The sequence below is a fragment of the Leifsonia sp. Leaf264 genome (genome assembly GCF_001422325.1).
Taxonomy (GTDB): Bacteria; Actinomycetota; Actinomycetes; order Actinomycetales; family Microbacteriaceae; genus Orlajensenia.
Genome location: NZ_LMMR01000006.1, coordinates 115,627 through 141,982, shown reverse-complemented (window position 1 = coordinate 141,982; position 26,356 = coordinate 115,627). Strand labels below are relative to the sequence as shown.

Genomic DNA, 26,356 nt, shown 5'->3' with positions numbered 1-26,356 from the left:
ATGACTGACACCACGACCACCGTCACCCCACGCATCCCGCCGCGACCCACCGAGGACTGGACCGCCGAAGTCGACGAGGCATTCTCCGTTCTCCGCGCACACGCCCCGGGTGGCGTACCCGCGGACGGGCCCGTCGAACGCCCGAAGGCCAACATCCTCGGCATCTACGCCTGGCATCCCGATTTCATCAAGGGCTGGATGCCCTTCTCGAACCACCTGCGCCACTCCACCCTGTCCGACCGCATCCGCGAGATCGCCATCCTGCGCACGACCTGGCTCGGCTATGGCGAGTACGAATGGGCGCAGCACGTGTGGATGAGCAAGGCGGCGGGCGCCCTCACCGAGGCCGAGATCGCCGCTCTCTCCGTCGGTCCGGATGCGCCGGACTGGTCCGACGCTGATGCCGCCGTCGTTCGGGCGATCGACGAGATGGTCACGGGAGACAAGTTGATCTCGGCGGTGACCTGGGCCGCTCTCGAGGCGCAGTTCGAGCGTCAGCAGCTCATCGACTTCGTCTTCACGATCGGAACATACGACATGCACTGCATGGCGTTCCGCAATCTCGGCCTCGAACTCGAGCCCGGAATGACGGGCTTCCCTGCCGATCACCAGCCGTCGGCGGGGCGCTGACGATGACGACAGCAACAGCCACCGAGAGCGCCCTGCGCTGGGCTGTGCGCGACTCGCTCATCCGGTACGTGACTGTCATCGCCAAGGGTACGCACACGGTGTCAGGTGGCGCTGTCGAGGGCGACGACGGAGTGTTCTCGTTCCCCTTGCTGCGAGCCGTGAGAGAAGGCGCGGACTGGCGGATGTCCTTCTCCGGCTCCGTGCACTTCCTCGCCCACAACGGTCTCCTCGACGTACTGGTCACCGACCCGGAGATCGTCATCGGGCCTGATGGCGGGGTGCTCGCCACGCACATCGTCGGCGACCCGGACGAACTGCTCGCCGTCGTCGCCCTCGAGCCGGCTGCTCACAGTGAGACGGAGGCCGGGCTCGTGTGGCCCGAGATCGGGACGCAGCTTGCGGCATCCGCGGTCGATCTTTTCGGCACCGTCTACGCGGCAGGCACTCCTATGGCACCGATCGGAATCCGGTTGACGCTAGATTCGTAAGCATGTCTCAATCCGTGTCGGATCTCGGTCCGGGCCGTGTCAGCCGCCGCCCGTCGAATGATCGAGGGAACGTGCGCGGCGAGGCGACTCGTCAGCTCATTCTGGCGGCTGCCGAGCGGTTGTTCTCCGAGCACGGGATTTCAGCGGTACCGCTGAGAGACATCGGCGTTGAGGCCGGACAGCGCAACCACGCAGCCGTTCAATACCACTTCGGAGACCGTGACGCACTGGTCCAGGCGATCATGGAGGCGCGAGGCGGCGAGAGCGAAGTCGTGCGTGCTGACATCGTCGCCGGCCTGGCGGTCGGCGGCGAGACGCCGACAGTCGCCGACGTGGTCAGCGCGTTCGTGCGTCCGCTCGCGATCCACATCGAGCCCGACAACCACTACCTGGCATTCCTGTCGATGCTCATCACTGAAGAGGGCGGCTACGAGGGACGCCAGAGTGTGCACACAGGGGCATCCGTCGTCACCCTGCGCGCCCTCATCGCGCGCCTGGCGCCCGAGGTTCCTGTGGCGGTTCTCGATGAGCGGTGGTGGGTCACCCTGACCAGCGGCGTGCACACTCTCGCGCGCTACCAGGCTGCGCAGCAGAGGCGCACGCAGTCCACGAAGCTGGACGTGCTCATCGACGACCTCGTGGCCTACCTGAGTGCGGGGTTGGTCGCACCCGTCGTCGCTGGCGACCCGCGCGCCGTCGTCGCGGACTGACGCGCAGCCGCGACAACGAACCGGCGCGAGCAGCTCGTCGCTGCTCGCGCCGGTTCGATCCCGGGCCTGGTGGAGATCAGCCCCTCAGATGCGCCATGAACCGTGACGACCAGTCGTTGAGGCTCTCCGGCACGTAGTACCCGTCCTGGTCGTTGATCTCCTCCCAGTGGTCGGCGATCTCCTCGAGTGACGGCGAACCGTCCGAGAGCCAGCCGGGAGTGATGCCGAGGAACCACCGCGAGAAACGGTTGGCACCAGCGACGAGGATCTCGCCGTTCACCGGGCACGATTCATGTGCGAGGAACGCGACCATGGGAGAGACGAGCCCGGTCTCCATCGCCTGCAGCAGTGCCGGGTTGGCGGGCGTCGCGGTGACGATGTTGGGCTTGGTGGCCGACAGGCTCGGGCGGGTGATGGCATTGGGGGCGATGCAGTTGACCAGGATGCCCTTGGGGGCGGCCGCGACGGCGAGACTGCGCGTGAAGCCGATGAGGGCGCCCTTGGCGGTGGCGTAGGCCAGGTTGTCGGCCAGGCCGAGCATGCCGGTCGATGTCGTCGTGATGATGCGGCCGTAGCCCTGCGCCTCCATGTACGGCCAAGCGGCCCGAGTGGTGTGCCAGGTTCCGCGCAGATGCACATCGAGTGTGCGTTCGAGGTTGTCGGCATCGGCTTCGGGGAATGTCGCCCAGCGTGAGATGCCCGCATTGTTGACGATGATGTCGATGCGACCGAACTGGGCGACGGCGCGCTCGACGAGCGCATGACAGTTCGCCTCGACACCGATGTCGCTCGTGTCGGCCACGGCTTCGCCGCCCGCCGCGACGATCTCAGCGACGACCTCGTTCGCAGGACCCGTGTCGGTGCCCTCGCCCTCCTTCGACCCGCCGAAGTCGTTGACGACGACCTTGGCGCCGAGCTTGGCGAGCAGGAGTGCGTGGGCGCGGCCGAGGCCTCGGCCTGCACCGGTCACGATGGCGACCCGATCGTCGAAGCGAAGGTCAGCGGATTGGTTCATCATTTCTCCCTTGAAGTGCTGTCGAGTGATTTCATCACACTGGCTCACATCTGACAACCCGATCAATGGCATGAATGCCAGCAAATACGAAGCCATGTTGAATCTATTCAGCGATTGTGCTTACATTCAAGCACCGACCGATAGGTCGAGGTGACACAGCGGGAGATTCGCATGGCGAGTAGGTCGGACAACGAAGTCGACGTCGAAGTTCTGGTGATCGGAGCCGGAGTGGTGGGCATCTACGCCCTCTACCGGGCGATTGAGGCCGGGTTCACCGCACGCACGCTGGAAGCAGGCGATGACGTCGGCGGCGTCTGGTACTGGAACCGTTACCCGGCTGCTCGCTTCGACTCCGAGAGCTACACCTACGGCTATCTGTTCTCGAAGGAACTCTTCGACGACTGGAAGTGGGAGGAGGAGTTCGCGACCCAGCCGGAGATCGAGCGCTACCTGAACCACGTCGTCGACCGCTTCGACCTCCGCAGGCACATCCAGACGGGACAACGAGTCGTGTCGGCGCGCTGGGACGACGATGGCAACCGCTGGGAGGTCACGACCGGGACAGGAGAGACCGTCCGTGCGCGCTGGGTCATCTCGGCGACAGGCGGCCTCTCCGTGCCGCACTACCCCGAGATCGAGGGCCTCGAGGACTTCCAGGGCGAGGGCCACCACACCGGTGCCTGGCCGCACGAGCCCCTGGACTTCGCTGGCAAGCGCGTCGCGATCATCGGCAACGGACCGAGCGGCGGCCAGATCCTCCCCGCCATCTCGGACATCGCTGCGCAGGTGGACCTCTACCAGCGCACTCCCACGTGGACGACCCCTCTCAACAACGCGCCGATGACCGAGGAGAAGCGCGCGTGGCTGAGCGAGAACTTCGACCAGGTCGTGCAGACCCTCACCCAGAGCCCGACCGGCTTCATGCATCCGCCGGCGGGAAAGTTCTCCACCGACGACACCCCCGAGCAGCGGCAGGCCTTCTACGAGCAGATCTGGAAGGCGCCCGGCTTCGGAAAGCTCACCTCGAACTACTACGACATGACCACCAACCGCGAGGTGAACCTCGAGTTCTGCGACTTCCTTGCGAACAAGATCCGTTCGATCGTCGCGGATCCCGTCACCGCGGAGCGGCTCATCCCGACGGATCACCTCTTCGGTGCGAAGCGACCGCCGTTCATCGCGGGCTACTTCGAGTCGTTCAACAAACCGAATGTCTCGCTCATCTCCCTGCGCCAGACGCCGTTCGTTCGCGTCGATGCGACGGGGATCGAGACCACGGAGGGCCACCGTGACTACGACATCATCGTCTACGCCACGGGCTTCGACTTCGGCACCGGCGCCCTCACTCGGATGGGCGTCGTCGGTCGCGACGGCCTCGACCTCAGTACGGATTGGGAGGACGGGCCTTCCGACTTCGCGGGATTCAGCGCGCACCGCCTGCCGAACTTCTTCTTCCCCGGCGGCCCGCACGGCGCCGGCGGCGGCAACTACCCCCGCTACTCGCAGGACCAGATCGACTGGATCTCGGACACGCTCGTCTACGCGCGCGAGCACGGTTTCGACCGCTTCGAGCCGACCGCCGAGCACGAAGAGGCCTGGATGACGATGGTCGCGACCCTCGCCCCGCTGTCGATCTTCTCGGCCGAACACAGCCACTACTACGGCGCCAACGTGGTGGGCAAGCCTCGCAAGTTCCTGCTCAACCCGGGCGGCCGCGGAAAGCTCCACGAGATGCTCGGCGAGATGACGGCCACGGAGAGCTTCGGCGGGGCGCTCGCCTCGTCCGACGAGCGGGTCGGCGTCTGACGGTGAGCGCTGAGACCCCCTCCGACACCCACACGAAGGATGCGAAGATGACCGACGCCGTCACCCCCGACCTCCAGGCCGAATCGGCTCTCGCGATCCGGGAATCCCTCATCACCCTGGTCAACTCGGTCGATGGCAGGGACGACGAGTTCCGAACGTGGTACTGGGGCACACACGTTCAGGAAGTCCTCGCGCTGCCTGGATTCATCGGGGCCAGAACCCTTCGGCTCTCCGAGGAGCCGGGTGGGGCGGCCCCGTTCCGATACGCGACGATCTACGAGGTCGAAGGGTCGGCATCCGACGCCCGCAACCGGATGTTCAGCTCAGGGCTCAGCACCAGTGACGCCATGGACCTTAGCGCCATGATCGTTGCCCCGTTCACCCCGTCCGCGGTCTGACCACCTCTGGAGCGCACCACAGCACACGCACTCTCTGACAACGACGTTAGGAAAGCACGACAATGTCCGTTTCAACACACCAGCCGAAGGTCAGGCCGTTCGCACTGATCGTCGCGATCTTCATGATCATCGAACTCACCCCGATCTTCGAGGTCACGATGATGTACGCAGCCATCCCCACGCTCATGGGTGTCTTCAAGGCCGACGCGGCCACCATCTCCTGGGTGGTGACGATCTTCCTGCTGGTCGGCGCGGGAACCGCTGCGATCTCGGGACGCCTCGGCGACATCTACGGCCGAAAGAGGGTCCTCATCATCCTCATGGTGGTCTCCGCCGCCGGCTCCATCATCAGCGTCGTCGCGGGCAACCTGGAGGGAATCCTGATCGGCCGTGCCTTCCAGGGCACCAGTGCAGGACTGTTCCCTCTTCTCATCGGCCTCGCCCGCGAGGTCGCACCGGCCCGCAAGGTGCCCCTGCTCATCAGCCTGACGTCGGGAATCGGCCTGATCGGTGGATCTGTCGGCGCCCTCGCGGCCGGAATCCTGCTCCAGACCTCCGGATGGCACAGCATGTTCGTGGTCTCGGCCGTCTTGGCCGTCATCGCGATCGGGGTGGCCCTCATCCTGCCGAAGTCGGTCGTCTCGGTGAAGGAAGGCGGCAGGCTCGATCTGCTCGGGGCACTCGTGATGGCACCCGCGATCGCAGCGATCCTCTTCGGATTCACAATCTCCCGGAGTCAGGGAGCCAGTCCGGTCGTGGTCGGGCTGATCGTCGTCGGCGGACTGCTGTTCGGCTTCTGGGTCGTCTGGGAGCTGCGGATCAAGAACCCGATGTTCAACCTTCGACTCTTCCGCACCCGATCGCTGGTGCTCACCCTCGTCGCCACGGCCTTCGCCTCCATCGGCATCCTCTCGGCCCCGGCGCTGCTCACCCCCATCCTGCAGCAGACCCCGACCACGATGCCCGTCGGGCTCGGCCTGACGCCCACCCAAGCGGGGCTGTACGGCCTGATCTCCGGGACGATCGCGTTCATCCTCTCGCCGCTGGCCGGCCGCGTCGCAGGCAGGCGCGGGGGCAAGCTCGTGCTGGCGGCGGGCATCCTGCTCGGCGTGCTCGGGTACGCCAGCTTCCTGTTCTCGGTGCACAACCTGCCCCTCGCGATCGTGGGGATCGTGGTCGGATCAGTGGGGACGGTGTTCATCACCGTGAGCGTCCCGATCGTCATCGTCGAGAACGTGGCGGCCCGCGACACCAGCGAGGCCGTCGCGCTGACGTTCACGGTCGGGCGCACGATCTTCAGTGCGATCGGTACAGCTGTCATCGGGATCGTCCTCGCCTCCAGCACCGTGCCCGACACCACGGCGCCGACGATCCAGTCGTGGAACGCCGGGATCGTCCTCGTGATCATCGCCGGCGCCGTGGCATTCGCTGCGACCATCGCCATCCGTAAGTCGACCCCGATGAACCAACGGGGTGAGGTCATCGAGGCGATTGCACAGGACGAAGCGTTCGAGCTGTCTGAGAGCCCTGCGGTGCGCGTTCCCTGATGGACGTGCCTCATGCGTCCACGCCCGGCGCCTCGCAGTATCGGCAGAGCCATGGAGACATCGATGAGAAGTGACCTGCTCCGGCACGTCGGCAGTGAGCTGTCGCGGTCCTGGCTGCTGATGTCAGCGCTTGAAACGTCGCGATTCGAGGAGATCAGGTCATCGAGCGCAGACCAGGTCGTCCTCGATATCGAGGACGCCGTCGACCCCTCCAGAAAGGATGGCGCGCGCAGTGCCGTGACAACCTGGCTGACGGGCGGCGGCAGCGCGTGGGTGCGCATCAACGACCGGACGAGCGATTTCTGGGCTGCGGACGTGAACGGGCTTCGCGGCATAGAGGGGCTCCGCGGGGTGGTCCTGGCGAAGGTCGAGTCGGCAACCGCCGTCACTGAGACATTTGACGCGCTCGGGGGCGAGGTGCCGGTTGTCGCGTTGGTGGAGTCCGCTCTCGGGATCGAGGAATCCGTCGCGATCGCGCGAGCGCGAGGGGCGCACCGTCTTGCATTCGGCAGCGGCGATTACCGCCGCGACACCGGTGTCAGCGCCGACGATCTGGCGATGGCCTACCCTCGGTCGCGGCTGGTCATCGCCAGTCGGGTCGGCGGCCTGCCCGGGCCGATCGACGGCCCGACCGTCACGCCAGGCCACACGCCGCTACGCGAACAATCGGGCGTCGCTGTCTCGCTGGGGATGACCGGGAAGCTGTGCCTGTTCCCCGAGCAGAGTGCGCTGGTGAACGAGTCGTTCAGCCCGTCGGCGTCAGACCTCGGTTGGGCTCAAGACTTCCTCCGCGACTTCTCCGAAGGTGGGGGCCGGGTACGAGACGGCAGCGATCCACCGCGGCTGGCACGCGCTCGACGCATCCAGGACCTGGCTCGCGCCTTCTCCATCGCATGAGCGCCGCCGCCGGAGGTCCTCCTACCCACGTCGAGAGCGAGTCCGTCACCCTACGATTCCTCGTCGCGCCATCAGACATGGACGCCTCCGGCAGCACGGTTCAGGCGGGCAGAGTGCTCGAGTGGATAGACAAGGCCGGTTACGCCTGCGCCGTCGGGTGGAGCGCCTCCTATTGCGTCACCGCCTACGTCGGCGACGTTCACTTCACGCGCCCCATCCCTGCTGGGTTGCTCGTGGAGGCGCACGCACGCATCATCCACACCGGACGCACGAGCATGCACGTCTATGTCTCGATCGACACGGCCGACGTCCATGCTCGCCGATTCACCCCGGCGACCCATTGCATCCTCGTGCTGGTAGCGGTCGACGAATCCGGAGCCCCGCGGGAGGTCCCTCGGTGGGAGCCATGGGGGGATGGGGACAGGACGATCCAGTCGCGGGCTGAATCCAGGATCGAGCCACGACGGCTCATCCAGTCGAGGATGCTGGAACAGGAGTTCACCACCGCCGGCACCGCCCCCCGCACGGTGTTCCGCTTCATGGCAGCGCCGGGCGACGGCAATTGGGGAGGCAACGCGCACGGTGGAACCGTCATGCGCTGGATCGATGAGACTGCCTACGCCTGCGCTGCGGGCTGGGCGTCACCATCAGTCGTCGCCGTCTACTCGGGCGGGATCCATTTCTATCGCCCGATCCGGATCGGCCACATCGTCGAGATCGACGCCCGCCTGATCCACACCAGCGAACGCAGCATGCACATCAGCATCCGCGTTCGCTCCGGCAGTCCGACCGAGCCACGCAAACTGGAATTGACCACCCAGTGCCTCACCGTTTTCGTCGAGAAGGGCGCGGACGGCAGGGCGCAGCAAGTGCCGCGGATGCCTCTCGTGACCGAGGAGGATCGCCGTCTCGATGCCCACGCGCGCGAACTGATCCACATGCGCGCGTCCATGGCGGTGCTTCCAGCCGGGCTCGCACGCCAAGCGTCATGGCGCTGATGGGCGGCCCTGATGGATTCGCAGCGTCTGGGAGCTGAGGCCGACGTCGACCAGCGTCCGCGTCCGCCAGCGAGTCCTTGACAGAAGTATGTTCGCATACAAAACTATGTGGACAACACCCGGCGTCGACACAGGAGTCAGCCATGCGAATCCTCATCATCGGCGCCGGAATCGGCGGTCTCGCGGCGGCCCTGAGCCTTCACGCAGTCGGCGAGACCGACATCCGGATCTACGATCGCGTGAGCGAGTTGCGCGCCCTCGGTGTCGGGATCAATCTGCTGCCGCACGCGATGCGCGAGCTCACCGAACTCGGCCTGGCTGACAGTGTCGAGAGTCAGGGTGTTGCGCCGTCGACGCTCGCCTACTACAACCGCTTCGGCCAGCCGATCTGGAGCGAGCCGCGCGGCCGCGAGGCGGGTTACCGCTGGCCGCAAGCCTCGGTCCACCGCGGTGAGCTGCAACTCGCGCTCGCAGGCGCGGTGGGCGAGCGCCTCGGCACCGACGCGATACGACTCGGCCATCGCCTCATCCGCGTCGACGATGCTGCGGATGCCGCGACCGCGGTGTTCGAGACCGCCGACGGTGAGTCATCCGTCACCGCGGACCTCGTGATCGCCGCCGACGGCATCCACTCCGCCGTGCGCCGCGCGCACTACCCGGAGGAGGGTTCGCCGATCTGGAACGGGCTGACGCTCTGGCGCGGCACGGCGCGTGTGCCGGCTTTTCTCGACGGACGCACCATGATCATGGCGGGCGACGGCGAGCAGAAGTTCGTCGCGTACCCGCTGGGTGCACCGGATGCCGATGGCCTCGCCCGAGTGAACTTCATCGCCGAGCGGCGCGGTGTGGGATCCGAGACCGTGGACTGGAATCTCGCCGTCGACGCCGCCCCGATCGTCGAGTTGTTCAGGGAATGGTCGTTCGACTGGCTCGACGTGCCCGCCGTGATCGCGGCCGCCGACGAGCTGCTCGAGTACCCGATGGTCGACCGCGACCCGATCCCGCACTGGACGTTCGGGCGCACCACCCTGCTGGGCGATGCTGCGCACGCGATGTACCCGAACGGCTCCAACGGCGCGTCGCAGGCGATCATCGATGCCCGCACGCTCGCCTTCCACATCGCGACCGCGCCATCGGTCGCCGCGGCGCTCGCCGCCTACGAGGGGGAACGGCGTCCGGCGACCTCTGCTCTCGTGCTCAGCAACCGCGCTCAAGGCCCCGAGCGGGTCATGCTGCTGGCCCACGAGCGCGCTCCACAGGGGTTCGCCGACATCCATGACGTCATCCCCGCCGAGGAACTCACCGAGATCGCTGCCGGCTACAAGCGCGCCGCAGGTTTCCACCCCGACGTGCTCAACGCACGGCCCTCGCTCACGCCGAACCGATGACCGAAGACGCGACCGCGACGGCGGCCGGACTCGACGCCGCCGGCCTCGCGGCCGTCATCTCTCCGCTCCGGCGCGTGCTGCTCGCATCCGCTCGGGCGGCCGAGAAGCTCCCCGAGATCCCGGACGCGCAGATCGAGGTCATCCGAGCCCTCCCTCGAGGGGTCGTCTCGTCGCCGGGCGAGCTCGCCGACCAGCTCGGGCTCAGCCGATCTACTGTGAGCAACCTGCTCACCCTCATGGAGGAGCGCGGCCTCATCGCGCGACGACCATCGGCAGACGACGGACGCCGCGTAGAGGTGCTCGCCTCGGCACACGCGCTCACCCTCTTCCAGAAGTTCGACAGTGCGAGCGCCGCGCTCGTGGCAGAGGCGTCGCTGTCCCTGCCCAGAGCCGACCGCGACGCGCTCGCCGCCGCCGTTCCCGCTCTCGAGCGCCTTCTCGGCGCCCTCACCGCGACACCGACCAGTCGGCAATCCCCCCACAACCGCAAGGAGGCGGAATGACAACCCTGCGCCAGCGTCTCACGCGCGCGCTCGACGCACGAACCCGGAAGGGCGTCGAACTCGGCCCATACGACATCACGATCGAGCGCGACCTGCGCGTGCCGATGGACGATGGAATCGAGCTGCTCGCCGATCTCATCAGGCCCGTCGGCGACGACATCCCATCGCTTCCCACCATCGTCATCCGCGGCCCTTACGGTCGCCGCGGCCCACTCGCCGGCTCGGCGCGGGCCCTGGCGTACGAAGGGTTCACGGTGCTCTTCCAGAGCTGCCGCGGCACGTGGGGCTCGTCTGGGCTGTTTACGCCCCAGATCGACGAGCAACGCGACGGCATCGCGACGCTGCGCTGGGTGAGGAAGCAGCCGTGGTTCACCGGTCATCTCGCCACCTACGGGCAGAGCTACATGGGCTACACGCAGTGGGCGGTCGCTGGGCGCATGCAGCTCGAGGACCCCGAGAACGCTTCCGAGGCCCTCGTGCTCATCACGACGATGCCCGACTTCGGTGCCATCACCTGGGACAACGGCGCGTTCGCACTGCGCAACGCACTGGGCTGGACGCGGATGATGCACCGGATGCGTCGCGGCGGCCTCGCCATGATCGGCATGGCCTTACCCGACCCCAAGCTCGAGAAGGCATTCGCGGTGCTACCGCTGAGCGCCGGCGACTCCGCTGCGACGGGGGAGGAGATCCACTGGTACCAGGACTGGACCCGGCACGAGCATCTCTCGGACGAGTACTGGACACAGCAGTCGCACGCCGCGTCGGTGGCGGATGTCACGGCCCCGGTCTCGATGATCACCGGTTGGTACGACATCTTCCTGCCGTGGCAGCTCGATGACTACGCACACCTGGTCGAGGCAGGGCACTCGCCGCGCCTCATCCTCGGACCTTGGGGGCATACATCGCCCGCCATGGCGACGCCGACCCACACCGAGACGATCGCGTTCCTCAAGGAGACCTTCGCCGGAGCCTCGTCCTCGCGGCCGACGCCGGTGCGCGCGTTCGAGACCGGCGCGGACGAATGGCACGACCTCGAGTCCTGGCCGCCCTCCGGCTCAGCCGCTCAGCGCTGGCGGCTCACGTCTGACGGAGGATTGTCGACGGATGCCGCAACCGGCGGCGTGACGAGCTACACCTACGATCCGACCGATGCGACTCCGGCCGTCGGCGGTCCGAGCCTCCTGCCCAAGACCGAGCCGGTCGACAACCGCGAGCACGAGGCTCGGCCCGACCTCGCCGTCTTCCGCAGCGCGGCGCTCGACGCCCCGCTCGAGATCGCGGGCCAACCGGTCGCCCACATCCGGTTCCGCTCCTCGGCGCCGAGTTACGACGTCTTCGTACGGATCACCGACGTCCACCCTGACGGCAGGTCGATGACGGTGTGCGACGGTATCCGCCGCATCGGAGCTGTCGGCACCGTCGACACCGACCCGGTGCCCGACGCCGACGGATTCCGTGAGGTGGACGTCAGTCTCTGGCCGGCCTTCCACCGCTTCGCCGCGGGACACTCGATCGGCATCCAGGTCAGTTCGGGTGCCCACCCTCGATACGCCCGCAACCCCGGGTCGGCGGAGGCCGCGTTCGACGCTGCCGAGACCCAGGTCGCGGTGCAGGAGATCTCGCACGACGGCGCCGACGCGTCGCGGATCGAGCTGCCGGTGTTGGGCCGATGACAGGCGCGCCGGTTCCCGGCCTCGAGCACGCCTTCGACGTCGAGGTCGCGCTCGGGGCGCTCGAAGACCACGGCGAGACCCGGCAGGGGCACCGCCGGGTCGTGCCGATCGTGGGCGGATCGGTCCGCGGACTGTTCGACGCCGAGATCCTCGCCAGCGGTGCCGACTGGCAGATCGTGCGCCCCGACGGGACCATCGAGGTCGACGCCCGCTACACCGCGAAGACACCGGACGGCGCGCACATCCTGATTCACGCGACCGGCGTCCGCAGCGGGCCACCCGCGGTTCTCGAAGCGCTACTGCGCGGAGAAGCGATGGATCCGTCGGCCTACTACTTCCGCACGGTCCTGACGCTCGAGGCAGGAGGTGAGGAGCATGCCGAGCTGCAGCGCACGATCTTCATCGCCTCCGCAGTGCGGGAGGCGGATCGGGTGACCTACTCGGCCTACCGCGTCACGTAGTCGCGGAACTCACCGAACTCGTCCGGCCCCCTACCGAATCCTCAGGGATCCGGCCTCGTCTCGTCTTTGGGGCGCCGAAGGGCCGCCGCGGGGCTCAGTACGAGGGGCCGCCGGAAGCATCCGTTCCGGGAATCCACCGGGTCGCGAGGGCCTCGGACCCTCGAGCGAGGAGCGCGACGTCAGCGCCGACCAGGATGAAGGACGCACCCGCTTCGGCGTAGGCGTCGGCGACCGCCGGGTCGAAGGCGTTGACGCCGACCGGCTTTCCCGCGGCGCGCACGGCGTCGAAGGTACGACGCACGGATGCGACCACGTCGGGATGCGCCTGCTGACCGAGCAGGCCCATCGAGGCGGCGAGATCCGAGGGGCCGACGAACACCCCGTCGATCCCGTCGACACCGGCGATCGCGGCCGCGTTCTCCACGCCCTCCGTCGTCTCGATCTGCACGAGGAGGCAGACGTGGTCGCCGGCGTTCCGGAGGTAGTCGTCGACACGATTCCAGCGTCCGGAGCGTGCGAGCGCGGACCCGACGCCGCGCCTTCCCCGTGGCGGGTAGTGCACGGCCTCGACGAGTGCCTTCGCCTCGGCAGCCGTCGAGACCATAGGCACGAGGAGGGTCTGCGCACCGAGGTCGAGCACCTGCTTGATGGTGACGACGTCGCCGATGGGCACCCGCACGACTGGAGTGATCGGGTAGGCGGCGACGGCCTGAAGCTGCGCGAGGACGGACTCGAGGCCGTTCGGAGAGTGCTCCATGTCGATGAGCATCCAGTCCAGCCCCGAACCCGCGCAGATCTCGGCCACCAGCGCGGAGCCCGAACATGCCCAGATTCCCGCCAGCGGGCGAGAGGCGTCGGCGAGATCGTGGCGCAGGGTGGGCTTCAGACGAAGTGACATGTGATCGATCCCATCGGTCCGTAGTCGCACAGCACGACATCTCCGCGCGACACCCACATGGGACGCGTGAAGGATCCGGCCAGGATGATCTCTCCGGCCTCGAGCCTGCTGCCGTGCTGGTGGAACTTGTTGGCGAGCCACGCAACGCCGGTGGCCGGGTGGTCGAGCACGCCGGCGGCGACCCCCGTCTCGGTGATCTCGCCGTTGCGGTACAGAAGCGCGGGAACCCAGCGCAGGTCGATCTCGTCTGGCCGTTTCCGCACGTCGCCCAGAACCATGCCGCCGTAGGCAGCGTTGTCGGAGATCGTGTCGACGATGGTCCGGCCCTCGAGCTCGATGTGCGAGTTGAGGATCTCCAGTGCGGGAACGGCATGGTCGATCGCCGCCAGCGCGTCGTCGAGAGTGCAGTCGGGCCCCTCGAGAGGCGCCTTCAGCACGAAGGCGAGTTCGACCTCGATGCGCACGTTGGAGAACTGGTCGACCGGGATCTCGGCGCCGCTGGCGTAGACGGTGTCGTCGAACATGACGCCGTAGTCCGGTTCGGTGATCCCCGTGGCCTCCTGCATCGCCTTCGACGTCAGGCCGATCTTCCGGCCGACGAGCGTGCGCCCCGCCGCGATGTTCTTGTCGCGCCAGACCCCCTGGATCGCGTAGGAGTCCTCGACGGTGGCCTCGGGATGCCGCGCGGTGATCCGCGGGATCACGCTGTGCGACCGGTCGGCTTCGGCGAGCTCGTCGGCGATCTCCGCGATGGTCTCTGGCTGCAGCATCCGTCTCTCCTTCGTGATCACGCTATCGGGCGGTCAGAGCTGGTGGCCGAGCTTGTACTCGCCCTGCTTCCACTCGGGCAGGGACGCCTCGGAGTCGTCGGGGCGGGTGTACGAGAAGCCGTCGGCTCCGATGGTGACGGCCATCTCGGAGGTGTCCGTGCGGGCCACCACGGGCTGCGGGTTGCCGTCGAGATCGAGCACGAGGGATGCCTCCGTGTACCAGGACGGCACCACCGGGTTTCCCCACCAGTCGCGCCTCTGGTTGTCGTGCACGTCCCACGTGATCACGGGATTGTCGGGATCACCCGTGTAGTAGTCCTGCGTGTAGATCTCGACCCTGTGTCCGTCGGGGTCGCGCAGGTAGAGGTAGAAGGCGTTGGAGACACCGTGGCGCCCGGGCCCGCGCTCGATCGCATCCGAGCGACGCAGCGCTCCGAGCTTGTCGCAGATGGCGAGGATGTTGTGCTTCTCGTGCGTCGCGAACGCGACGTGATGCATCCGTGGACCGTCACCGCCGGTCATGGCGGTGTCGTGCACTGTGGGCTTGCGGCGCATCCACGCGGCGTAGACGGTGCCCTCGTCGTCCTGGATGTCCTCGGTCACGCGGAAGCCGAGGTCCTGCATGAACTTGACTGCTCGGGGAACGTCGGGGGTCACCTGGTTGAAGTGGTCGAGGCGCACGAGTTCGCCGGGAGTGTGCAGGTCGTAGCGCCAGGAGAGCCGCTCGACGTGATCCGTCTGGAAGAAGAACTCGTACGGGAAGCCGAGCGGATCCTCGACTCGGACGGAATCGCCGATGCCCTTGACGAAGCCCTCGGCCCGGCGCTCGATGCGGCATCCGAGCTCCGTGTAATAGGCGACGGCCCTGTCGAGGTCTTCGGGCGCGCGCACGCGGTAGGAGAACGCGGCGACCGCGGCGACGGTGCCCTGGCGCAGCACGAGGTTGTGATGGATGAACTCCTCGGTCGACCGCAGGTAGACGGCATCGGAGTCCTCTTCCGTCACGTGCAGCCCGAGCACGTCGACGTAGAACTGGCGTGATGCGGCGAGGTCGGTCACGACGAGTTCCATGTAGGCGCAGCGCAGGATGTCGGGCGGGGAGGACTGCGGAGTCGCGACGGGGTTGTCGGTCTCGATGGGGGCTTCCTGTGAGACGTAGAAGCCCGAGGAGGTGAGCGTCTTGGCGGTCGTGTCGGTCATGTCAGCGTCCTTGCCGGTGATGTGGGTGAATGGGAGGGGAGCCGCCGCGCGGTGGCCCGCGCCTGTGCGCGATCGCGCCTCGGCGGCTCGGCGGCTCGGCGGCTAGTGCCTGCCGAAGGTCGGGTTGTGAACCTCGCCGAGGGTGATGTGCACGGCCTGCTGGTCGGTGTAGAAGTCGATCGACCGGTACCCGCCCTCATGACCAAGGCCCGAGGCCTTGACGCCGCCGAACGGCGTGCGCAGGTCGCGCACGTTGTTCGAGTTGAGCCAGACCATGCCCGCCTCCACGGCTTGGGAGAAGTTGTGCGCACGCTTGAGGTCGTTCGTCCAGATGTAGGCGGCCAGGCCGTACTTCGTGTCGTTCGCGAGCGCGAGGGCCTCGGCGTCGGTGTCGAACGGTGTGATCGCGACGACGGGTCCGAAGATCTCCTCCTGGAAGATGCGGGCGTCGGGAGGAACGTCGGCGAAGACCGTCGGGGCGACGAAGTTGCCGAACTCGAAGCCTTCGGGCTGTCCGCCCCCGGCGACGAGACGCCCCTCGGTCTTGCCGATCTCGACGTAGCCCATGACCTTGTCGAAGTGCTCAGGATGCACGAGCGCCCCGACCTCCGTCGCAGGGTCGTGGGGGTAGCCGACCTTCACACGCTTCGCCTGTGCCGCATAGCGCTCGACGAACTCGTCGTAGACGTCACGCTGGACCAGGATGCGGGATCCGGCGGTGCAGCGCTCGCCGTTGAGGGAGAAGACGCCGAAGATCGTCGCGTCCACTGCAGCCTCCAGGTCGGCGTCGGCGAAGACGACCGCGGGGCTCTTCCCGCCGAGTTCCATGGAGAGGCCCTTGAGGAACGGCGCGGCGTTGCCGAAGATGATCTGGCCGGTTCGGCTCTCGCCCGTGAAGGAGATGAGCGGTACGTCGGGGTGCTTCACGAGGGCGTCGCCGGCCTCCTCGCCGAGACCGTTGACGAGATTGAAGACTCCCTTCGGCAGGCCGGCCTCCTCGAAGATGCCGGCCCACAGGGATGCCGACAACGGGGTGAACTCGGCGGGCTTCAGGACGACGGTGTTGCCGCTGGCCAGGGCGGGACCCAGCTTCCACGACTCCAGCATGAAGGGCGTGTTCCACGGCGTGATGAGCCCGGCGACGCCGATCGGCTTGCGATTGACGTAGTTGATCTGGCGGCCCGGAACCTTGAAGGTGTCGTCCGCCTGCGCGACGATCAGATCGGCGAAGAACCGGAAGTTCTCCGCTGCGCGGCGTGCCTGGCCGAGAGCCTGCGTGATCGGCAGACCCGAGTCGAAGGATTCGAGCTCGGCCAGCCTCGCATCGCGCAGCTCGACGAGGTCGGCGATGCGATGCAGGATCCGAGATCGCTCGCGCGGCAGCATCCGTGGCCACGGGCCCTCCCTGAATGCCCGGGTCGCTGCGGCGACGGCGAGGTCGATGTCGGCCTTCTTGCCGGCAGCGGCGGTGACGTACACCTCGTTCGAGACGGGCTCGAGAACGTCGAAGGTGTCGCCGTCGATCGAGTCGACGAACTCTCCGTCGATGTAGTGCTGGATGCGCGAGGGCAGGTCGGCCGGCACATGGCGCTGGTCGAGAGCAGGGCTTGTCTCGGTCATGGGATCTCCAATGGAAGGGTCAGAAGGCCGGGAGGCCGAGGGCCTCGTCAGGGTGCTCATGGATCATGTAGGCGTCCAGCGTCGCGGACCGGTGTCGGCGAGCCATCTTCTCGATCTCGCCGAGCGGAGCGCCCGTCTCGATCAGCACGAGGATGTTCTCGTGCTCGCGCACCGACTCCTGTGCTCGGCCGGGCACGAAGGTGAACGTCGAGTCACGTAGGTGACCGAGGCGCGCCCACTCCGACTCCACGAGTTCGAGCATCCGCGGATTGGCGCACTTGGCGAACAGGACGGAATGGAACTGCTGGTTGAGCGCGGTGAACGCCCGTGGCTCGAACTCGTCGAGTCGTCCGATCATGAGCTCGTTGATCTGTCGCGCCTGACGCACGTCGTCAGCGGTCAGCCGACGCGCGGCCAGTGCGGTCGCCGTGCCCTCGAGGATGCTGAGCGCCTGCATGCTGAATCGGTACTGGGTGTCGTCGACCATCGAGACGTGGGCGCCCACATTGCGCTCGAACGTCACGAGGCCTTCAGCCTCGAGTTGACGGATCGCCTCCCGGACCGGGACGACACTCATGTTCAGCTCGCCCGCGATCGTTCCGAGGACCAGGCGGTATCCGGGAGTGAACTCGTGGTTGGTGATGCGCTCGCGAACCCACCGGTAGGCGAGCTGCGACTTGCTGAGGGATGTGGCGTCGGTCATCACGCCCCCGTCTCGGATTCGTAGCGGGCGCGCCAGTCGGCGTTGAGCGGGAACAGGCCGTCGACAGGGTTGCCCTCGGCGACCCGGGCGGCGATCCAGGCGTCCTCGTCCTCCTGCGCCAGTGCGGCGTCGGCGACCTCCTCGGCGATGCCCGGAGGGATGACGATCACGCCATCGGCGTCGCCGACGATGATGTCGCCGGGCTGGACCGTGGTGCCCCCGCAGGCGATCGTGACGTCGACGTCCCACGGGACGTGCTTGCGCCCCAGGACGGCGGGGTGGGCGCCGGCGGAATAGACGGGGATGCCGACCGCGGCGATGGCGTCGGCATCCCGGATGCCGCCGTCGGTGACGATTCCGGCCGCTGCCTGCGCCTGAGCGCGCAGTGCGAGGATGTCGCCGAGGGTTCCCGATCCCGACTCTCCCCGGGCCTCGATGACGATGACCTCGCCCTCCGCGAGAGCGTCGAAGGCACGCTTCTGGGCGTTGTACCCACCGCCGTGCGACAGGAAGAGGTCCTCCCGGTTGGGGACGAACCTCAGGGTCTTCGCCGTCCCGATGAGCTTCACCCTCGGGTGCAGAGGGCGCACGCCGTCGATCGTCACGTTGTTCAGGCCGCGCTTGCGCAGCTGCTGGGAGAGTCCGGCCACCGGTGCCCTCTCGAGCTTCGCTCGCAGGGTCGGAGCGAGTCTCACGGCGGCATCCGGAAGCCCGGCACGTTCTCGCGACCCCCACGCCTCCTCGCGCTGGGTGTCGTCGACGGCCGGAAGCGAGCCGAGGGAGCCGTCGAAGGCCGGCTGCGCCGCCTGGGTCACGGTCGTGGTCAGTCGTCCGGAGGACGCGCCGGAATTCGGGGAGTCGACCTCGACCTCCACGACGTCGCCGGGGACGATGACCGATGAACCCGCCGGCGTTCCGGTGAGGATGACGTCCCCCCGCTCCAGGGTGAAGTGCTGCGACAGGTCGGCGACGATCTGGGCGAGCGGGAACAGGAGCTCCGCCGTCGTGTCGTCCTGCACGAGTTCGTCGTTGACCCAGGTGCGCAGGCGCAGCGCTGACGGATCCACGGTCCGGGCGTCGATCAGCCTCGGGCCGATCGGGGTGAACCCGTCGCCGCCCTTCGACCGGACGTTGGAGCCCTTGTCGTTCGCGCGCAGGTCGTAGAGCCCGAGGTCGTTCGAGGCGGTGACCCAGCCGACGTGGCTCCACGCGGCTTCCTGGCCGACATGGCGGGCGGCCGTGCCGATGATGAGCGCGATCTCCCCTTCGAAGGCGAGCAGCTCGGTGCCGACGGGGCGTTCCACCGTGCCGCCCGACGCAGCGACCGAGCTCGAGGGCTTGAAGAAGTAGGACGGGGCGGACGGGCGCCGGTCGCGCTGTTCTGCACGTGAGACGTAGCTCAGGTGCACCGCGATGATCTTGCCGGGACGACAGGGGAGCGCGGCGAAACGCGCATCCGTGGGCTGCGCCCCAGTCTCGTTCTCGATGGTCATGAGCTCCCCCGCCCTTGCGTGATATTCGAAATCGTATATTATCGGGAGTGTTCGAGCAAGCACCGCTTCTCCACGATTGCGAGCTGCTCGAGCTCAGACAGAGCCGTCGAACCGACACAGGAGTCACCCCGGATGAGCGCACCACAGCCAGCAGGTTTCACCCCGACGGGAACGATCGCGGTCCCGGCCGACCGGCGACGCGTCGTCTTCGCGACGATCGTCGGCACGACGGTGGAGTGGTACGACTTCTTCATCTACGCCACTGCGGTCGGGCTCGTCTTCGGCCAGCTCTTCTTCGCACCGCTGGGGGCCGATAGCGCCATCCTCGCTTTCGCGACCGTGGGAGTGAGCTTCCTGTTCCGTCCGCTCGGTGCCTTCCTCGCGGGTCATTTCGGTGACAAGTACGGACGCAAGGTCGTGCTGATGTGGACGCTGATCCTGATGGGCGCATCCACCGCCCTCATCGGCCTCCTCCCCACCTACGAGACGATCGGGATCGCTGCGCCGATCCTGCTCGTCCTCCTGCGTATCCTGCAGGGCATCTCCGCGGGCGGCGAGTGGGGCGGCGCCGTCCTGATGGCGGTCGAGCACGCGCCCCGGAGCCGACGCGGTGTCTTCGGCGCGTCTCCGCAGATCGGAGTTCCCCTCGGTCTGCTTCTCGCCTCGGGCGTCATGGCCCTGATGACGATCATCGCGCCCGGTGATGCGTTCCTCCAGTGGGGCTGGCGTGTTCCCTTCCTGTTGAGCGTCGTGCTGATCGTGGTGGGCTACTACGTACGCCGGAAGGTGGAGGAGAGCCCGGTGTTCACGGAGCTCGCCGAGCGCAAGGAGAAGGCACGGATGCCGATCGTGCAGCTGTTCAAGAAGCACACCCTCCTCGTCGTCATCGCCGCTCTCGTGTTCGCCGGCAACAACGCCGTCGGCTACATGACCACAGGCGGATTCATCCAGGGCTACGCCACCAACCCCGACGGACCGCTGGCGCTGGAGCGTGGGCCGGTTCTCTGGGCCGTCACCGGATCGGCCGTGACGTGGCTGCTGTCCACGCTCTTCGCGGGGTGGGTGTCCGACCGCATCGGGCGCCGCACGACGTACATCATCGGCTGGATCCTGCAGCTGATCGGCGTGTTCGCCCTGTTCCCGCTGGTCAACAGCGGCAACATCGGACTCCTGTTCGCGGGCCTCGCCATCCTCACGATCGGACTGGGCTTCACCTATGGTCCGCAGGCGGCGCTCTACACGGAGCTCTTCCCCGCCTCGATCCGCTTCTCCGGCGTCTCCATCTCCTACGCCATCGGCGCGATCGTGGGCGGTGCCTTCGCTCCGACCATCGCCACGGCGCTCGTGCAGGCGACGGGCAGCACCCTGTCGGTCACCTGGTACCTCGCGGGGATGACGGTGATCGGATTGATCGCGACGCTCCTCCTTCGCGACCGGAGCGGAATCCCACTCGGTCCGGACCACGAGGACGAGCAGTCGATCAGCCCGATCCGCGGCCTGGCCCGCGCCTAGTCCTCGAGGAGCCAGGGAATCAGCATGCAGTTCCACCATCACGGCTACGTGTCCGGCGATCCGCGCATCACGGCACCCGAGGGCACGGGCATCGATCGCCCGAGCGAGATCCCCGACGAGATCGACGTGCTGATCGTCGGGTCCGGACCCGCCGGGATGCTTCTGGCGGCTCAGATGTCCCAGTTCCCGGGAGTCGCCACGCGCATCATCGAGCGGCGCGCGGGAAGGCTTCCCCTCGGACAGGCCGACGGGATCCAGCCGCGCAGCGTCGAGACCTTCCAGGCCTTCGGGTTCGCGGAGCGGATCATGGCCGAGGCGTACAACATCGCCTACATGAACTTCTGGAACCCGGATCCGGAGAACCCCGAGAACATCGTCCGGACCAGCCGTACCGAGGACTACGGATACAAGATCAGCGAGTTCCCGCACCTCATCGTCAATCAGGCCCGCGTCCTCGACTACTTCGCCGCGGCGGCTGCGCACGGTCCGGGCCGCATCGAGCCCGACTACGGCATCGAGTTCCTCACCCTCACCGTGCACGACGAGGGCGAATTCCCCGTGGAGGTGCGCCTCCGCTACGTCGCGGGGGAGCACGCCGGCGAAGAGCGCACGATCCGTGCCAAGTACGTCGCCGGGTGCGACGGTGCACGCAGCGGCGTCCGCGAGGCGATCGGGCGCAAGCATGTCGGAGGCGCTTCAGCCCACGCGTGGGGGGTGATGGACGTGATGGTCAACACCGACTTCCCCGACTGGCGCACCAAGTGCGCGATCAACGCCGTGGCGGGCAACATCCTGCACATCCCGCGCGAAGGCGGATACCTTTCCCGCGTCTATGTCGATCTCGGCGCCGTGGCCGAGGATGACGACCACCGCGTTCGGCTCACCTCGATCGACGAGATCATCCGCCGGGCGAACGACATCCTGCACCCCTACACACTCGATGTGAAGGAGGTCGCCTGGCACAGCGTCTACGAGGTCGGCCACCGAGTGACCGACAAGTTCGACGACGTTCCCGATGGCTCGGAGCGTGCGCCCCGCGTCTTCCTCACCGGGGACGCCTGCCACACCCACAGTGCCAAAGCCGGACAGGGCATGAACGTGTCGATGCAGGACGGCTTCAACCTCGGCTGGAAGCTCGGGGCCGTGCTCACCGGGCGGAGTCCCGACACCCTGCTGGCCACCTACTCGGCGGAGCGACTGCCGGTGGCGCAGCAGCTCATCGACTTCGACCGGGAGTGGTCATCCCTCATGGCGCGCAAGCCTGAAGAGATCTCCGACCCACAGGATCTGGCGACCTATTACCTCGCGACGGCGGAGTTTCCCTCCGGTTTCATGACCCGATACGGGCAGTCCGAGATCGTCGGGGAGGACGCGCACCAGTCCCTCGCCGACGGATTCCCCATCGGCAAACGCTTCAAGTCCTCCGAGGTCGCACTCGTGGCTGATGGCAACGCCGTTCATCTCGGCCACCACGCGAAGGCGGACGGGCGGTGGCGTCTGTACGCGTTCGCGGATTCGCCCGCGGCGGGCGAACCATCGGCGCTCGCGTCGTGGGCGGACTGGATCTCGTCTTCGGCCGCATCGCCGGTCGTCAGGTACACGTCCCCGAATCAGGACATCGACGCCGTGTTCGACGTGAAGGTGATCTACCAGCAGCGGTTCGACGAGGTCGACATCTCTCGCGTACCCACTGCCTTCCGGCCGCAGACGGGACCGCTCGGACTCACCGACTGGGAGAAGGTCTTCGCTGCGGCGCCGAGCGCGTGGACGACCACCGACATCTACGAGGAGCGCGGGCTCTCCCGCGACGGAGTCGTCGTGGTCGTGCGCCCTGATCAGTACGTCGCCGCGGTCCTTCCCCTTTCGGCGACCGACGCGCTGGCCGAATTCTTCAGCCACTCGATGGTGCAGGCGCGCTGAGTCGCCCTGCCCTGGGCACGGCGACGCCCGAACTCAGGAGTTCACGCGGATGATCTCCTGCTGATAGGGCGCGACGACCTCGCCCGAGATCCGGCAGTCCAGCAGCAGGAAAGGCCGATCAGCTGACGGCGTGACCGCCCACTGCCGGAGGGCGTCGAGGTCGTCGAGAGTGTGCACCACGATCCCGTCGGCACCCACCGACCGAGCCAGGCCCGCGAAGTCGACCTCGGGAATCAGCATCGGTCCCCGAGCGAGGCCCTTGAGACCGTAGAGGTTGATCTCGGCTCCGTAGGCGGCGTCGTTCCAGACCACCGCGAGCCCGCGCCCACCGGCCACACGAACAGCCGACTCCAGGTCGGCCAAGGCCATCAGGCCGCCGCCGTCGCCGGTCGTGAGCACGATGGTGGAGTCCGGTTTCGCCAGCGCCGCCCCCGGCACCGAGGGGAATCCGAGGCCGATCGACTGGTATGCCGTGCCGATCATGACCATGCGGTCGGGGGAGGCGACGGGCCAGTACATGTTCGCCCAGCCGATGAAGTGACCGCCGTCGGAGACCACGACGCGGTCCCGCGTCGAGTCGCTGCCCTCGAGGATCTCGCCGATCGTCGCAGCGACCGCGCGTGGGTCGAGGCGACCATCGACGGCGATGCGGTCGCCGGGTTCCTGGGCACGCAGGGGAGCGAGGTCGATGGACTCCCGCCAACCTGATGGGGATGCATCCGTCGCCACGACTCGATCCGCGAGACTGGCCGCGACGACGGCGGCGTCGCCACGGATGAACCCCCCGACGTGCGGGTGCGTCGCTGCCGGCGCCGTGTCCACCTGATACACGCGGGTACCGGGGTCGAAGAGCTCACCGAACCGCATCGTGAACTGGTTGAGTCCAGCACCGAAGACGACGGCGACGTCCGCCGTGCGGATGAGCTCCATCGCCCCGGCAGCACCGAAGCCTCCGACGACGCCGAGGTCGAACTCCGTGCGGGGGAAGACGCCGCGTCCGAGTGCTGTGGATGCGGTGATCGCGCCGGTCGCCTCCGCGAGTCGTCCCAGCGCGTCGCCGGCACCGGCGATCCAGGCGCCGCGTCCGGCGAGGAGGAACGGCCGCCGTGCCTCTCCGAGCACGCCGGCGAGCTGATCGATGGCGGCGCGGGCGAAAGCCGAGGGGGCGGCGGGGACAGGGAGGTGAGGCTGTTGCGCGGCGGGAACCGGCCCGACCTCGAGGCGAGCGACGTCGTACGGGATCGCCAACACCGTGGGCACCCGGTACGACAGCGCGTGCTCGATCGCGATGACGGTGGTCGCGGCGGCATCCGTTCGGCCCACCGTGTACGTGCGCGCACCGACCGCGGATGCCAACGCGATCTGGTCCACGTCCCACGGTCGCGGGCCCGACGTCGGTTCGTCTCCCACGACGAGGACGAGGGGCACGTGCGCCTGCACGGCCTCGGCCAACGCGGTGAGGGTGTTGGTGAACCCGGCGCCGTAGGTCGCGGTCGCGGCAGCGAGCCCTCCGCCTGCGCGGTGGTACGCATCGGCCGCCACGACGCCGCCGGCCTCGTGCCGCACGGCCGTGAAGGACACGTCCGTCGAGCGCTCGAGTGCGTCGAGGAAGTACGCGTTGCCGTTGCCCATCACGCCGAAGACGTGATCGATGTGGGCGGCGAGTGCCTGGGCGACGTGAGCGGACACAGTGGACATGGGAGACCTCCCGGAAGACGAACGGACGTGTGGATGCCGTATGTGTCTCGCCGGTTCCCGGCTACTGCGCTGGGAGGCTGCGTGCCCTTTTTTCGGGCACCGGCTGCTCGAGAGGGCGGCCGGACGATCCGAGTATACGCATCACTCGGGACGCAGGATGCTCCGCCCTGCTGTCGCGGGGCGGAGCATCCTGCGGCGCTGACGCACCGGAGCCGTGTCCGTCAGTTCGTCAGTCCGTCGGCTCCGGCTCCGGCGTCGCTCCGGACTCCTCGGTGGGACCGAAGAGCGTCCATTCCCCAGATGCGCATTCGTAGAACGTCAGGTTCTCGGTGTCGATGTAGACGTCGCCGTCGGCCGTGCACGTCGTGTTCTCCGGGACGCCGAGGCCGAGCGAGAGCTGAGTTCCCGGGGCCCCCGGAGCGCCGGTGGCGCCGGTCTCACCCGTGGCGCCGGTCTCTCCTGTGGCACCGGTGTCGCCGGTGTCGCCGGTGGCTCCGGTCTTGCCTGTGTCGCCCGTCTCACCCGTGGCGCCGGTGGCACCGGTCTCACCGGTGAGGTTCTCGGCTGCGGAGGCACGGATGTTGCCCACCTGGGTCCAGTCATCCTGGAACAGGTAGACGTCGGAGGTGGTGATGTCGATGTAGACGTCGCCCTCGTATCCCTTTCCGGCCTCGGGAGCGCCGGTACCGGCTCGTACGGCCGAGCCCGCGGGAAGGATCTCCTTGATCGCCTCCTCGTAGGCGGTCTCGTCGACCTCCACCGTCGTGGGGGTGGGCGTCGCTGCTGCGTCGACGTCGTCGGCCGAGCGCGCGAGGGACGCTCCGAGGAAGGACGCGAAGAACGAGAGCACGACGACGGCTGCGCCGACCCAGAAGAGGGTGGACCGCTTGAGTCCTGCCGAAGCCTCGGGGGCCTTCTGCGGCGGGGAGCCGTCGGGGGCTGTCGCGGGCGGTACGGGGTTCGCTTGATCGCTCATCTGGAGTGCTCCATCTCTGGCTTCACGAAAGGGGCGGGCCGGAGCCGTGGCTCCGACGAGGGCCGGGCCGCTGCGCGCCCCGGCCCGCTCCGGATCAACCGGCCAGTGCCTTCGCCTTGAGGGCGTCGTACTCGGCCTGGGTGAGCGCTCCGGAATCGAGCAGCTGCTTGCCCTTCTCGATCTCGGCTGCAGCCGAGCTGCTGCCGGCGACGCTCCTGATGTGCTCGTTCGCGGCCGCCTGCACCTGCTGGAACTCCGCCGCACGACGCTCCGCCATGTTGCGCCCACGAGCGATCAGGTAGATGAACGCCGCGAGGAACGGGAGGAACACCAGGAAGAGCACCCACAGCGCCTTCGCCCATCCGTTCAATCCCGGATCGCGGAAGACGTCGATGATGACTGTGATGAAGATCCAGATGCACGAGATCGCGATGTACACCCAGAGGAACCAGACGAGGTAGTCCCAGAAGCTCATGTCTATCCACCCTTCAGCGCGCGCAGTGTCTTTCACGACGCGGTCTCTGGACGATATCCGCGCCCGTCGTCGTCGCACATCATCCTGATCGAGTGACACCGGCGACGGCACGGAGGGCGCCGCGGGGTGCCCGAAGGCGGCTTTCACCTGATCTGCGTGACGCGCAGGAGACGCTGGCGGCGTCTACTGGTGGAACCGTCGTCGGGGTGGCAGGTGGTGGCTCCGAGAAAACGCGGCCGAGCGCACACGGAGGATGACGTGGGGACCAATTACACGGAGCGACTGCGCCGGTTGGCTGTCAATGACGCCGGCGCGACCGGTGAGCCGACAGCCCTCGACGCCAAGACTCTGGCGCTCGTCAGGCTCGCGGCGCTGATCGCGGTGGGTGCCGCCGAGCCTTCCTTCGGCGAGCATGCCGATGCCGCGGTGAGCGCTGGTGCCACGTCCGACGAGATCGTGGATGTCCTGGTCGGGGTGGGCGCTGTCGTGGGACTTCCCCGGGTCGTGGCTGCGGCGCCACTGCTGGGGCTGGCTCTCGGCTACGACGTCGAGGACGACGTACTCGGATAGCAGC

The 26,356-nt window shown here is 67.7% G+C and carries 25 protein-coding genes; 15 read left to right on the top strand and 10 right to left on the bottom strand.

The window, feature by feature from the left end; genetic code table 11:
- The 3 genes from ASF30_RS13825 to ASF30_RS13815 are packed head-to-tail and all read left to right on the top strand — an operon-like array spanning position 1 to position 1,828.
- Complete coding sequence (locus tag ASF30_RS13825; protein WP_055907665.1) at positions 1–630, top strand: carboxymuconolactone decarboxylase family protein; 630 nt, start codon at positions 1–3, stop codon at positions 628–630.
- Positions 631–632: 2 nt separating this feature from the next.
- Positions 633–1,118 carry an HtaA domain-containing protein gene (locus ASF30_RS13820; RefSeq protein ID WP_055907662.1) on the top strand — a complete coding sequence of 162 codons (486 nt, stop codon included), beginning with the start codon at positions 633–635 and terminating at the stop codon, positions 1,116–1,118.
- Positions 1,119–1,120: 2 nt separating this feature from the next.
- Complete coding sequence (locus ASF30_RS13815) at positions 1,121–1,828, top strand: TetR/AcrR family transcriptional regulator (RefSeq protein WP_055907659.1); 708 nt, start codon at positions 1,121–1,123, stop codon at positions 1,826–1,828.
- A gap of 76 nt (positions 1,829–1,904) precedes the next feature.
- Here the strand turns inward: ASF30_RS13815 and ASF30_RS13810 are convergent, their stop codons facing one another.
- Positions 1,905–2,843: an SDR family NAD(P)-dependent oxidoreductase gene (locus tag ASF30_RS13810; protein ID WP_055908720.1), complete on the bottom strand. Its 939-nt coding sequence runs from the start codon at positions 2,841–2,843 to the stop codon at positions 1,905–1,907.
- A 171-nt stretch (positions 2,844–3,014) separates the two neighbouring features.
- Here ASF30_RS13810 and ASF30_RS13805 point away from each other — a divergent pair, with 171 nt between their 5' ends.
- The 9 genes from ASF30_RS13805 (at position 3,015) to ASF30_RS13765 (ending at position 12,517) form a co-directional block, all read left to right on the top strand.
- Positions 3,015–4,649, top strand: coding sequence for a flavin-containing monooxygenase (locus ASF30_RS13805; protein WP_055907656.1), 1,635 nt, complete (start codon positions 3,015–3,017; stop codon positions 4,647–4,649).
- Positions 4,650–4,696: 47 nt separating this feature from the next.
- The gene (locus ASF30_RS13800) at positions 4,697–5,047 is read left to right on the top strand and encodes a DUF4286 family protein (RefSeq protein ID WP_157497401.1); all 351 of its coding nucleotides are present in this window, start codon (positions 4,697–4,699) and stop codon (positions 5,045–5,047) included.
- A 62-nt stretch (positions 5,048–5,109) separates the two neighbouring features.
- Positions 5,110–6,594 (top strand): MFS transporter, encoded by a 1,485-nt coding sequence (locus ASF30_RS13795; protein WP_055907651.1) that lies wholly within the window; start codon positions 5,110–5,112, stop codon positions 6,592–6,594.
- 63 nt (positions 6,595–6,657) lie between these two features.
- Positions 6,658–7,491, top strand: coding sequence for an HpcH/HpaI aldolase/citrate lyase family protein (locus tag ASF30_RS13790; protein WP_442914965.1), 834 nt, complete (start codon positions 6,658–6,660; stop codon positions 7,489–7,491).
- The gene (locus ASF30_RS13785; protein ID WP_055907646.1) at positions 7,488–8,489 is read left to right on the top strand and encodes an acyl-CoA thioesterase; all 1,002 of its coding nucleotides are present in this window, start codon (positions 7,488–7,490) and stop codon (positions 8,487–8,489) included. The genes ASF30_RS13790 and ASF30_RS13785 overlap by 4 nt, the downstream gene beginning before the upstream one ends.
- A 143-nt stretch (positions 8,490–8,632) precedes the next feature.
- Entirely contained in the window at positions 8,633–9,877 is a 1,245-nt protein-coding gene (locus tag ASF30_RS13780; RefSeq protein WP_055907643.1) for a flavin-dependent oxidoreductase, read from the top strand.
- On the top strand, positions 9,874–10,380 hold the full coding sequence (locus ASF30_RS13775) for a MarR family winged helix-turn-helix transcriptional regulator (protein WP_055907641.1): 507 nt from the start codon (positions 9,874–9,876) through the stop codon (positions 10,378–10,380). The genes ASF30_RS13780 and ASF30_RS13775 overlap by 4 nt, the downstream gene beginning before the upstream one ends.
- Positions 10,377–12,056 carry a CocE/NonD family hydrolase gene (locus tag ASF30_RS13770; RefSeq protein WP_082467811.1) on the top strand — a complete coding sequence of 560 codons (1,680 nt, stop codon included), beginning with the start codon at positions 10,377–10,379 and terminating at the stop codon, positions 12,054–12,056. The genes ASF30_RS13775 and ASF30_RS13770 overlap by 4 nt, the downstream gene beginning before the upstream one ends.
- A complete protein-coding gene (locus ASF30_RS13765; protein ID WP_055907638.1) occupies positions 12,053–12,517 on the top strand; it encodes a DUF3237 domain-containing protein in 465 nt (154 codons plus the stop codon). The genes ASF30_RS13770 and ASF30_RS13765 overlap by 4 nt, the downstream gene beginning before the upstream one ends.
- A 94-nt stretch (positions 12,518–12,611) precedes the next feature.
- On the opposite strand, the gene ASF30_RS13760 is transcribed toward ASF30_RS13765, so the two are convergent.
- The 6 genes from ASF30_RS13760 to ASF30_RS13735 form a co-directional block, all read right to left on the bottom strand.
- On the bottom strand, positions 12,612–13,415 hold the full coding sequence (locus ASF30_RS13760) for an HpcH/HpaI aldolase family protein (RefSeq protein ID WP_055907635.1): 804 nt from the start codon (positions 13,413–13,415) through the stop codon (positions 12,612–12,614).
- A complete protein-coding gene (locus tag ASF30_RS13755; RefSeq protein WP_055907631.1) occupies positions 13,400–14,185 on the bottom strand; it encodes a fumarylacetoacetate hydrolase family protein in 786 nt (261 codons plus the stop codon). The genes ASF30_RS13760 and ASF30_RS13755 overlap by 16 nt, the downstream gene beginning before the upstream one ends.
- A gap of 33 nt (positions 14,186–14,218) precedes the next feature.
- Positions 14,219–15,385, bottom strand: a complete 1,167-nt coding sequence (gene hpaD, locus ASF30_RS13750) for a 3,4-dihydroxyphenylacetate 2,3-dioxygenase (RefSeq protein WP_055907628.1) — start codon at positions 15,383–15,385, stop codon at positions 14,219–14,221.
- A 102-nt stretch (positions 15,386–15,487) separates the two neighbouring features.
- Complete coding sequence (hpaE, locus tag ASF30_RS13745; RefSeq protein WP_055907625.1) at positions 15,488–17,005, bottom strand: 5-carboxymethyl-2-hydroxymuconate semialdehyde dehydrogenase; 1,518 nt, start codon at positions 17,003–17,005, stop codon at positions 15,488–15,490.
- A gap of 19 nt (positions 17,006–17,024) precedes the next feature.
- Positions 17,025–17,708 (bottom strand): GntR family transcriptional regulator, encoded by a 684-nt coding sequence (locus ASF30_RS13740; protein ID WP_055907622.1) that lies wholly within the window; start codon positions 17,706–17,708, stop codon positions 17,025–17,027.
- Entirely contained in the window at positions 17,708–19,201 is a 1,494-nt protein-coding gene (locus ASF30_RS13735; protein WP_055907619.1) for a fumarylacetoacetate hydrolase family protein, read from the bottom strand. Before ASF30_RS13735 ends, ASF30_RS13740 begins: the two co-directional genes overlap by 1 nt.
- 132 nt (positions 19,202–19,333) lie before the next feature.
- Between ASF30_RS13735 and ASF30_RS13730 the strand changes: the two genes are divergently transcribed.
- On the top strand, positions 19,334–20,713 hold the full coding sequence (locus ASF30_RS13730) for an MFS transporter (RefSeq protein ID WP_055907616.1): 1,380 nt from the start codon (positions 19,334–19,336) through the stop codon (positions 20,711–20,713).
- A 24-nt stretch (positions 20,714–20,737) separates the two neighbouring features.
- Positions 20,738–22,633 carry an FAD-dependent monooxygenase gene (locus ASF30_RS13725; protein WP_055907613.1) on the top strand — a complete coding sequence of 632 codons (1,896 nt, stop codon included), beginning with the start codon at positions 20,738–20,740 and terminating at the stop codon, positions 22,631–22,633.
- 33 nt (positions 22,634–22,666) lie between these two features.
- Here the strand turns inward: ASF30_RS13725 and ASF30_RS13720 are convergent, their stop codons facing one another.
- The 3 genes from ASF30_RS13720 to ASF30_RS13710 all read right to left on the bottom strand — a co-directional run bounded on the left by ASF30_RS13720 (position 22,667) and on the right by ASF30_RS13710 (position 25,782).
- Positions 22,667–24,331 (bottom strand): thiamine pyrophosphate-binding protein, encoded by a 1,665-nt coding sequence (locus ASF30_RS13720; protein ID WP_055907610.1) that lies wholly within the window; start codon positions 24,329–24,331, stop codon positions 22,667–22,669.
- A gap of 229 nt (positions 24,332–24,560) precedes the next feature.
- The gene (locus ASF30_RS23205; protein WP_055907607.1) at positions 24,561–25,307 is read right to left on the bottom strand and encodes a collagen-like triple helix repeat-containing protein; all 747 of its coding nucleotides are present in this window, start codon (positions 25,305–25,307) and stop codon (positions 24,561–24,563) included.
- Positions 25,308–25,401: 94 nt separating this feature from the next.
- Positions 25,402–25,782, bottom strand: a complete 381-nt coding sequence (locus tag ASF30_RS13710; RefSeq protein WP_055907604.1) for an SHOCT domain-containing protein — start codon at positions 25,780–25,782, stop codon at positions 25,402–25,404.
- Positions 25,783–26,040: 258 nt separating this feature from the next.
- On the opposite strand from ASF30_RS13710, the gene ASF30_RS13705 reads away from it, so the two are divergent.
- Positions 26,041–26,352 carry a carboxymuconolactone decarboxylase family protein gene (locus ASF30_RS13705; RefSeq protein ID WP_055907602.1) on the top strand — a complete coding sequence of 104 codons (312 nt, stop codon included), beginning with the start codon at positions 26,041–26,043 and terminating at the stop codon, positions 26,350–26,352.
- Positions 26,353–26,356: the final 4 nt, after the last annotated feature.

What these genes read in the sequence shown, in the direction of transcription:
- ASF30_RS13800 (WP_157497401.1), top strand. Translation starts at nt 4,697, where the DNA reads ATGACCGACGCCGTCACCCCCGACCTCCAGGCCGAATCGGCTCTCGCG.
- ASF30_RS13775 (WP_055907641.1), top strand. Translation starts at nt 9,874, where the DNA reads ATGACCGAAGACGCGACCGCGACGGCGGCCGGACTCGACGCCGCCGGC.
- ASF30_RS13755 (WP_055907631.1), bottom strand. Translation starts at nt 14,185, where the DNA reads ATGCTGCAGCCAGAGACCATCGCGGAGATCGCCGACGAGCTCGCCGAA.
- hpaE (WP_055907625.1), bottom strand. Translation starts at nt 17,005, where the DNA reads ATGACCGAGACAAGCCCTGCTCTCGACCAGCGCCATGTGCCGGCCGAC.
- ASF30_RS13765 (WP_055907638.1), top strand. Translation starts at nt 12,053, where the DNA reads ATGACAGGCGCGCCGGTTCCCGGCCTCGAGCACGCCTTCGACGTCGAG.
- ASF30_RS13810 (WP_055908720.1), bottom strand. Translation starts at nt 2,843, where the DNA reads ATGAACCAATCCGCTGACCTTCGCTTCGACGATCGGGTCGCCATCGTG.
- ASF30_RS13820 (WP_055907662.1), top strand. Translation starts at nt 633, where the DNA reads ATGACGACAGCAACAGCCACCGAGAGCGCCCTGCGCTGGGCTGTGCGC.
- ASF30_RS13825 (WP_055907665.1), top strand. Translation starts at nt 1, where the DNA reads ATGACTGACACCACGACCACCGTCACCCCACGCATCCCGCCGCGACCC.
- ASF30_RS13815 (WP_055907659.1), top strand. Translation starts at nt 1,121, where the DNA reads ATGTCTCAATCCGTGTCGGATCTCGGTCCGGGCCGTGTCAGCCGCCGC.
- ASF30_RS13740 (WP_055907622.1), bottom strand. Translation starts at nt 17,708, where the DNA reads ATGACCGACGCCACATCCCTCAGCAAGTCGCAGCTCGCCTACCGGTGG.
- ASF30_RS23205 (WP_055907607.1), bottom strand. Translation starts at nt 25,307, where the DNA reads ATGAGCGATCAAGCGAACCCCGTACCGCCCGCGACAGCCCCCGACGGC.
- ASF30_RS13780 (WP_055907643.1), top strand. Translation starts at nt 8,633, where the DNA reads ATGCGAATCCTCATCATCGGCGCCGGAATCGGCGGTCTCGCGGCGGCC.
- hpaD (WP_055907628.1), bottom strand. Translation starts at nt 15,385, where the DNA reads ATGACCGACACGACCGCCAAGACGCTCACCTCCTCGGGCTTCTACGTC.
- ASF30_RS13725 (WP_055907613.1), top strand. Translation starts at nt 20,738, where the DNA reads ATGCAGTTCCACCATCACGGCTACGTGTCCGGCGATCCGCGCATCACG.
- ASF30_RS13720 (WP_055907610.1), bottom strand. Translation starts at nt 24,331, where the DNA reads ATGTCCACTGTGTCCGCTCACGTCGCCCAGGCACTCGCCGCCCACATC.
- ASF30_RS13790 (WP_442914965.1), top strand. Translation starts at nt 6,658, where the DNA reads ATGAGAAGTGACCTGCTCCGGCACGTCGGCAGTGAGCTGTCGCGGTCC.
- ASF30_RS13730 (WP_055907616.1), top strand. Translation starts at nt 19,334, where the DNA reads ATGAGCGCACCACAGCCAGCAGGTTTCACCCCGACGGGAACGATCGCG.
- ASF30_RS13795 (WP_055907651.1), top strand. Translation starts at nt 5,110, where the DNA reads ATGTCCGTTTCAACACACCAGCCGAAGGTCAGGCCGTTCGCACTGATC.
- ASF30_RS13710 (WP_055907604.1), bottom strand. Translation starts at nt 25,782, where the DNA reads ATGAGCTTCTGGGACTACCTCGTCTGGTTCCTCTGGGTGTACATCGCG.
- ASF30_RS13735 (WP_055907619.1), bottom strand. Translation starts at nt 19,201, where the DNA reads ATGACCATCGAGAACGAGACTGGGGCGCAGCCCACGGATGCGCGTTTC.
- ASF30_RS13770 (WP_082467811.1), top strand. Translation starts at nt 10,377, where the DNA reads ATGACAACCCTGCGCCAGCGTCTCACGCGCGCGCTCGACGCACGAACC.
- ASF30_RS13785 (WP_055907646.1), top strand. Translation starts at nt 7,488, where the DNA reads ATGAGCGCCGCCGCCGGAGGTCCTCCTACCCACGTCGAGAGCGAGTCC.
- ASF30_RS13805 (WP_055907656.1), top strand. Translation starts at nt 3,015, where the DNA reads ATGGCGAGTAGGTCGGACAACGAAGTCGACGTCGAAGTTCTGGTGATC.
- ASF30_RS13760 (WP_055907635.1), bottom strand. Translation starts at nt 13,415, where the DNA reads ATGTCACTTCGTCTGAAGCCCACCCTGCGCCACGATCTCGCCGACGCC.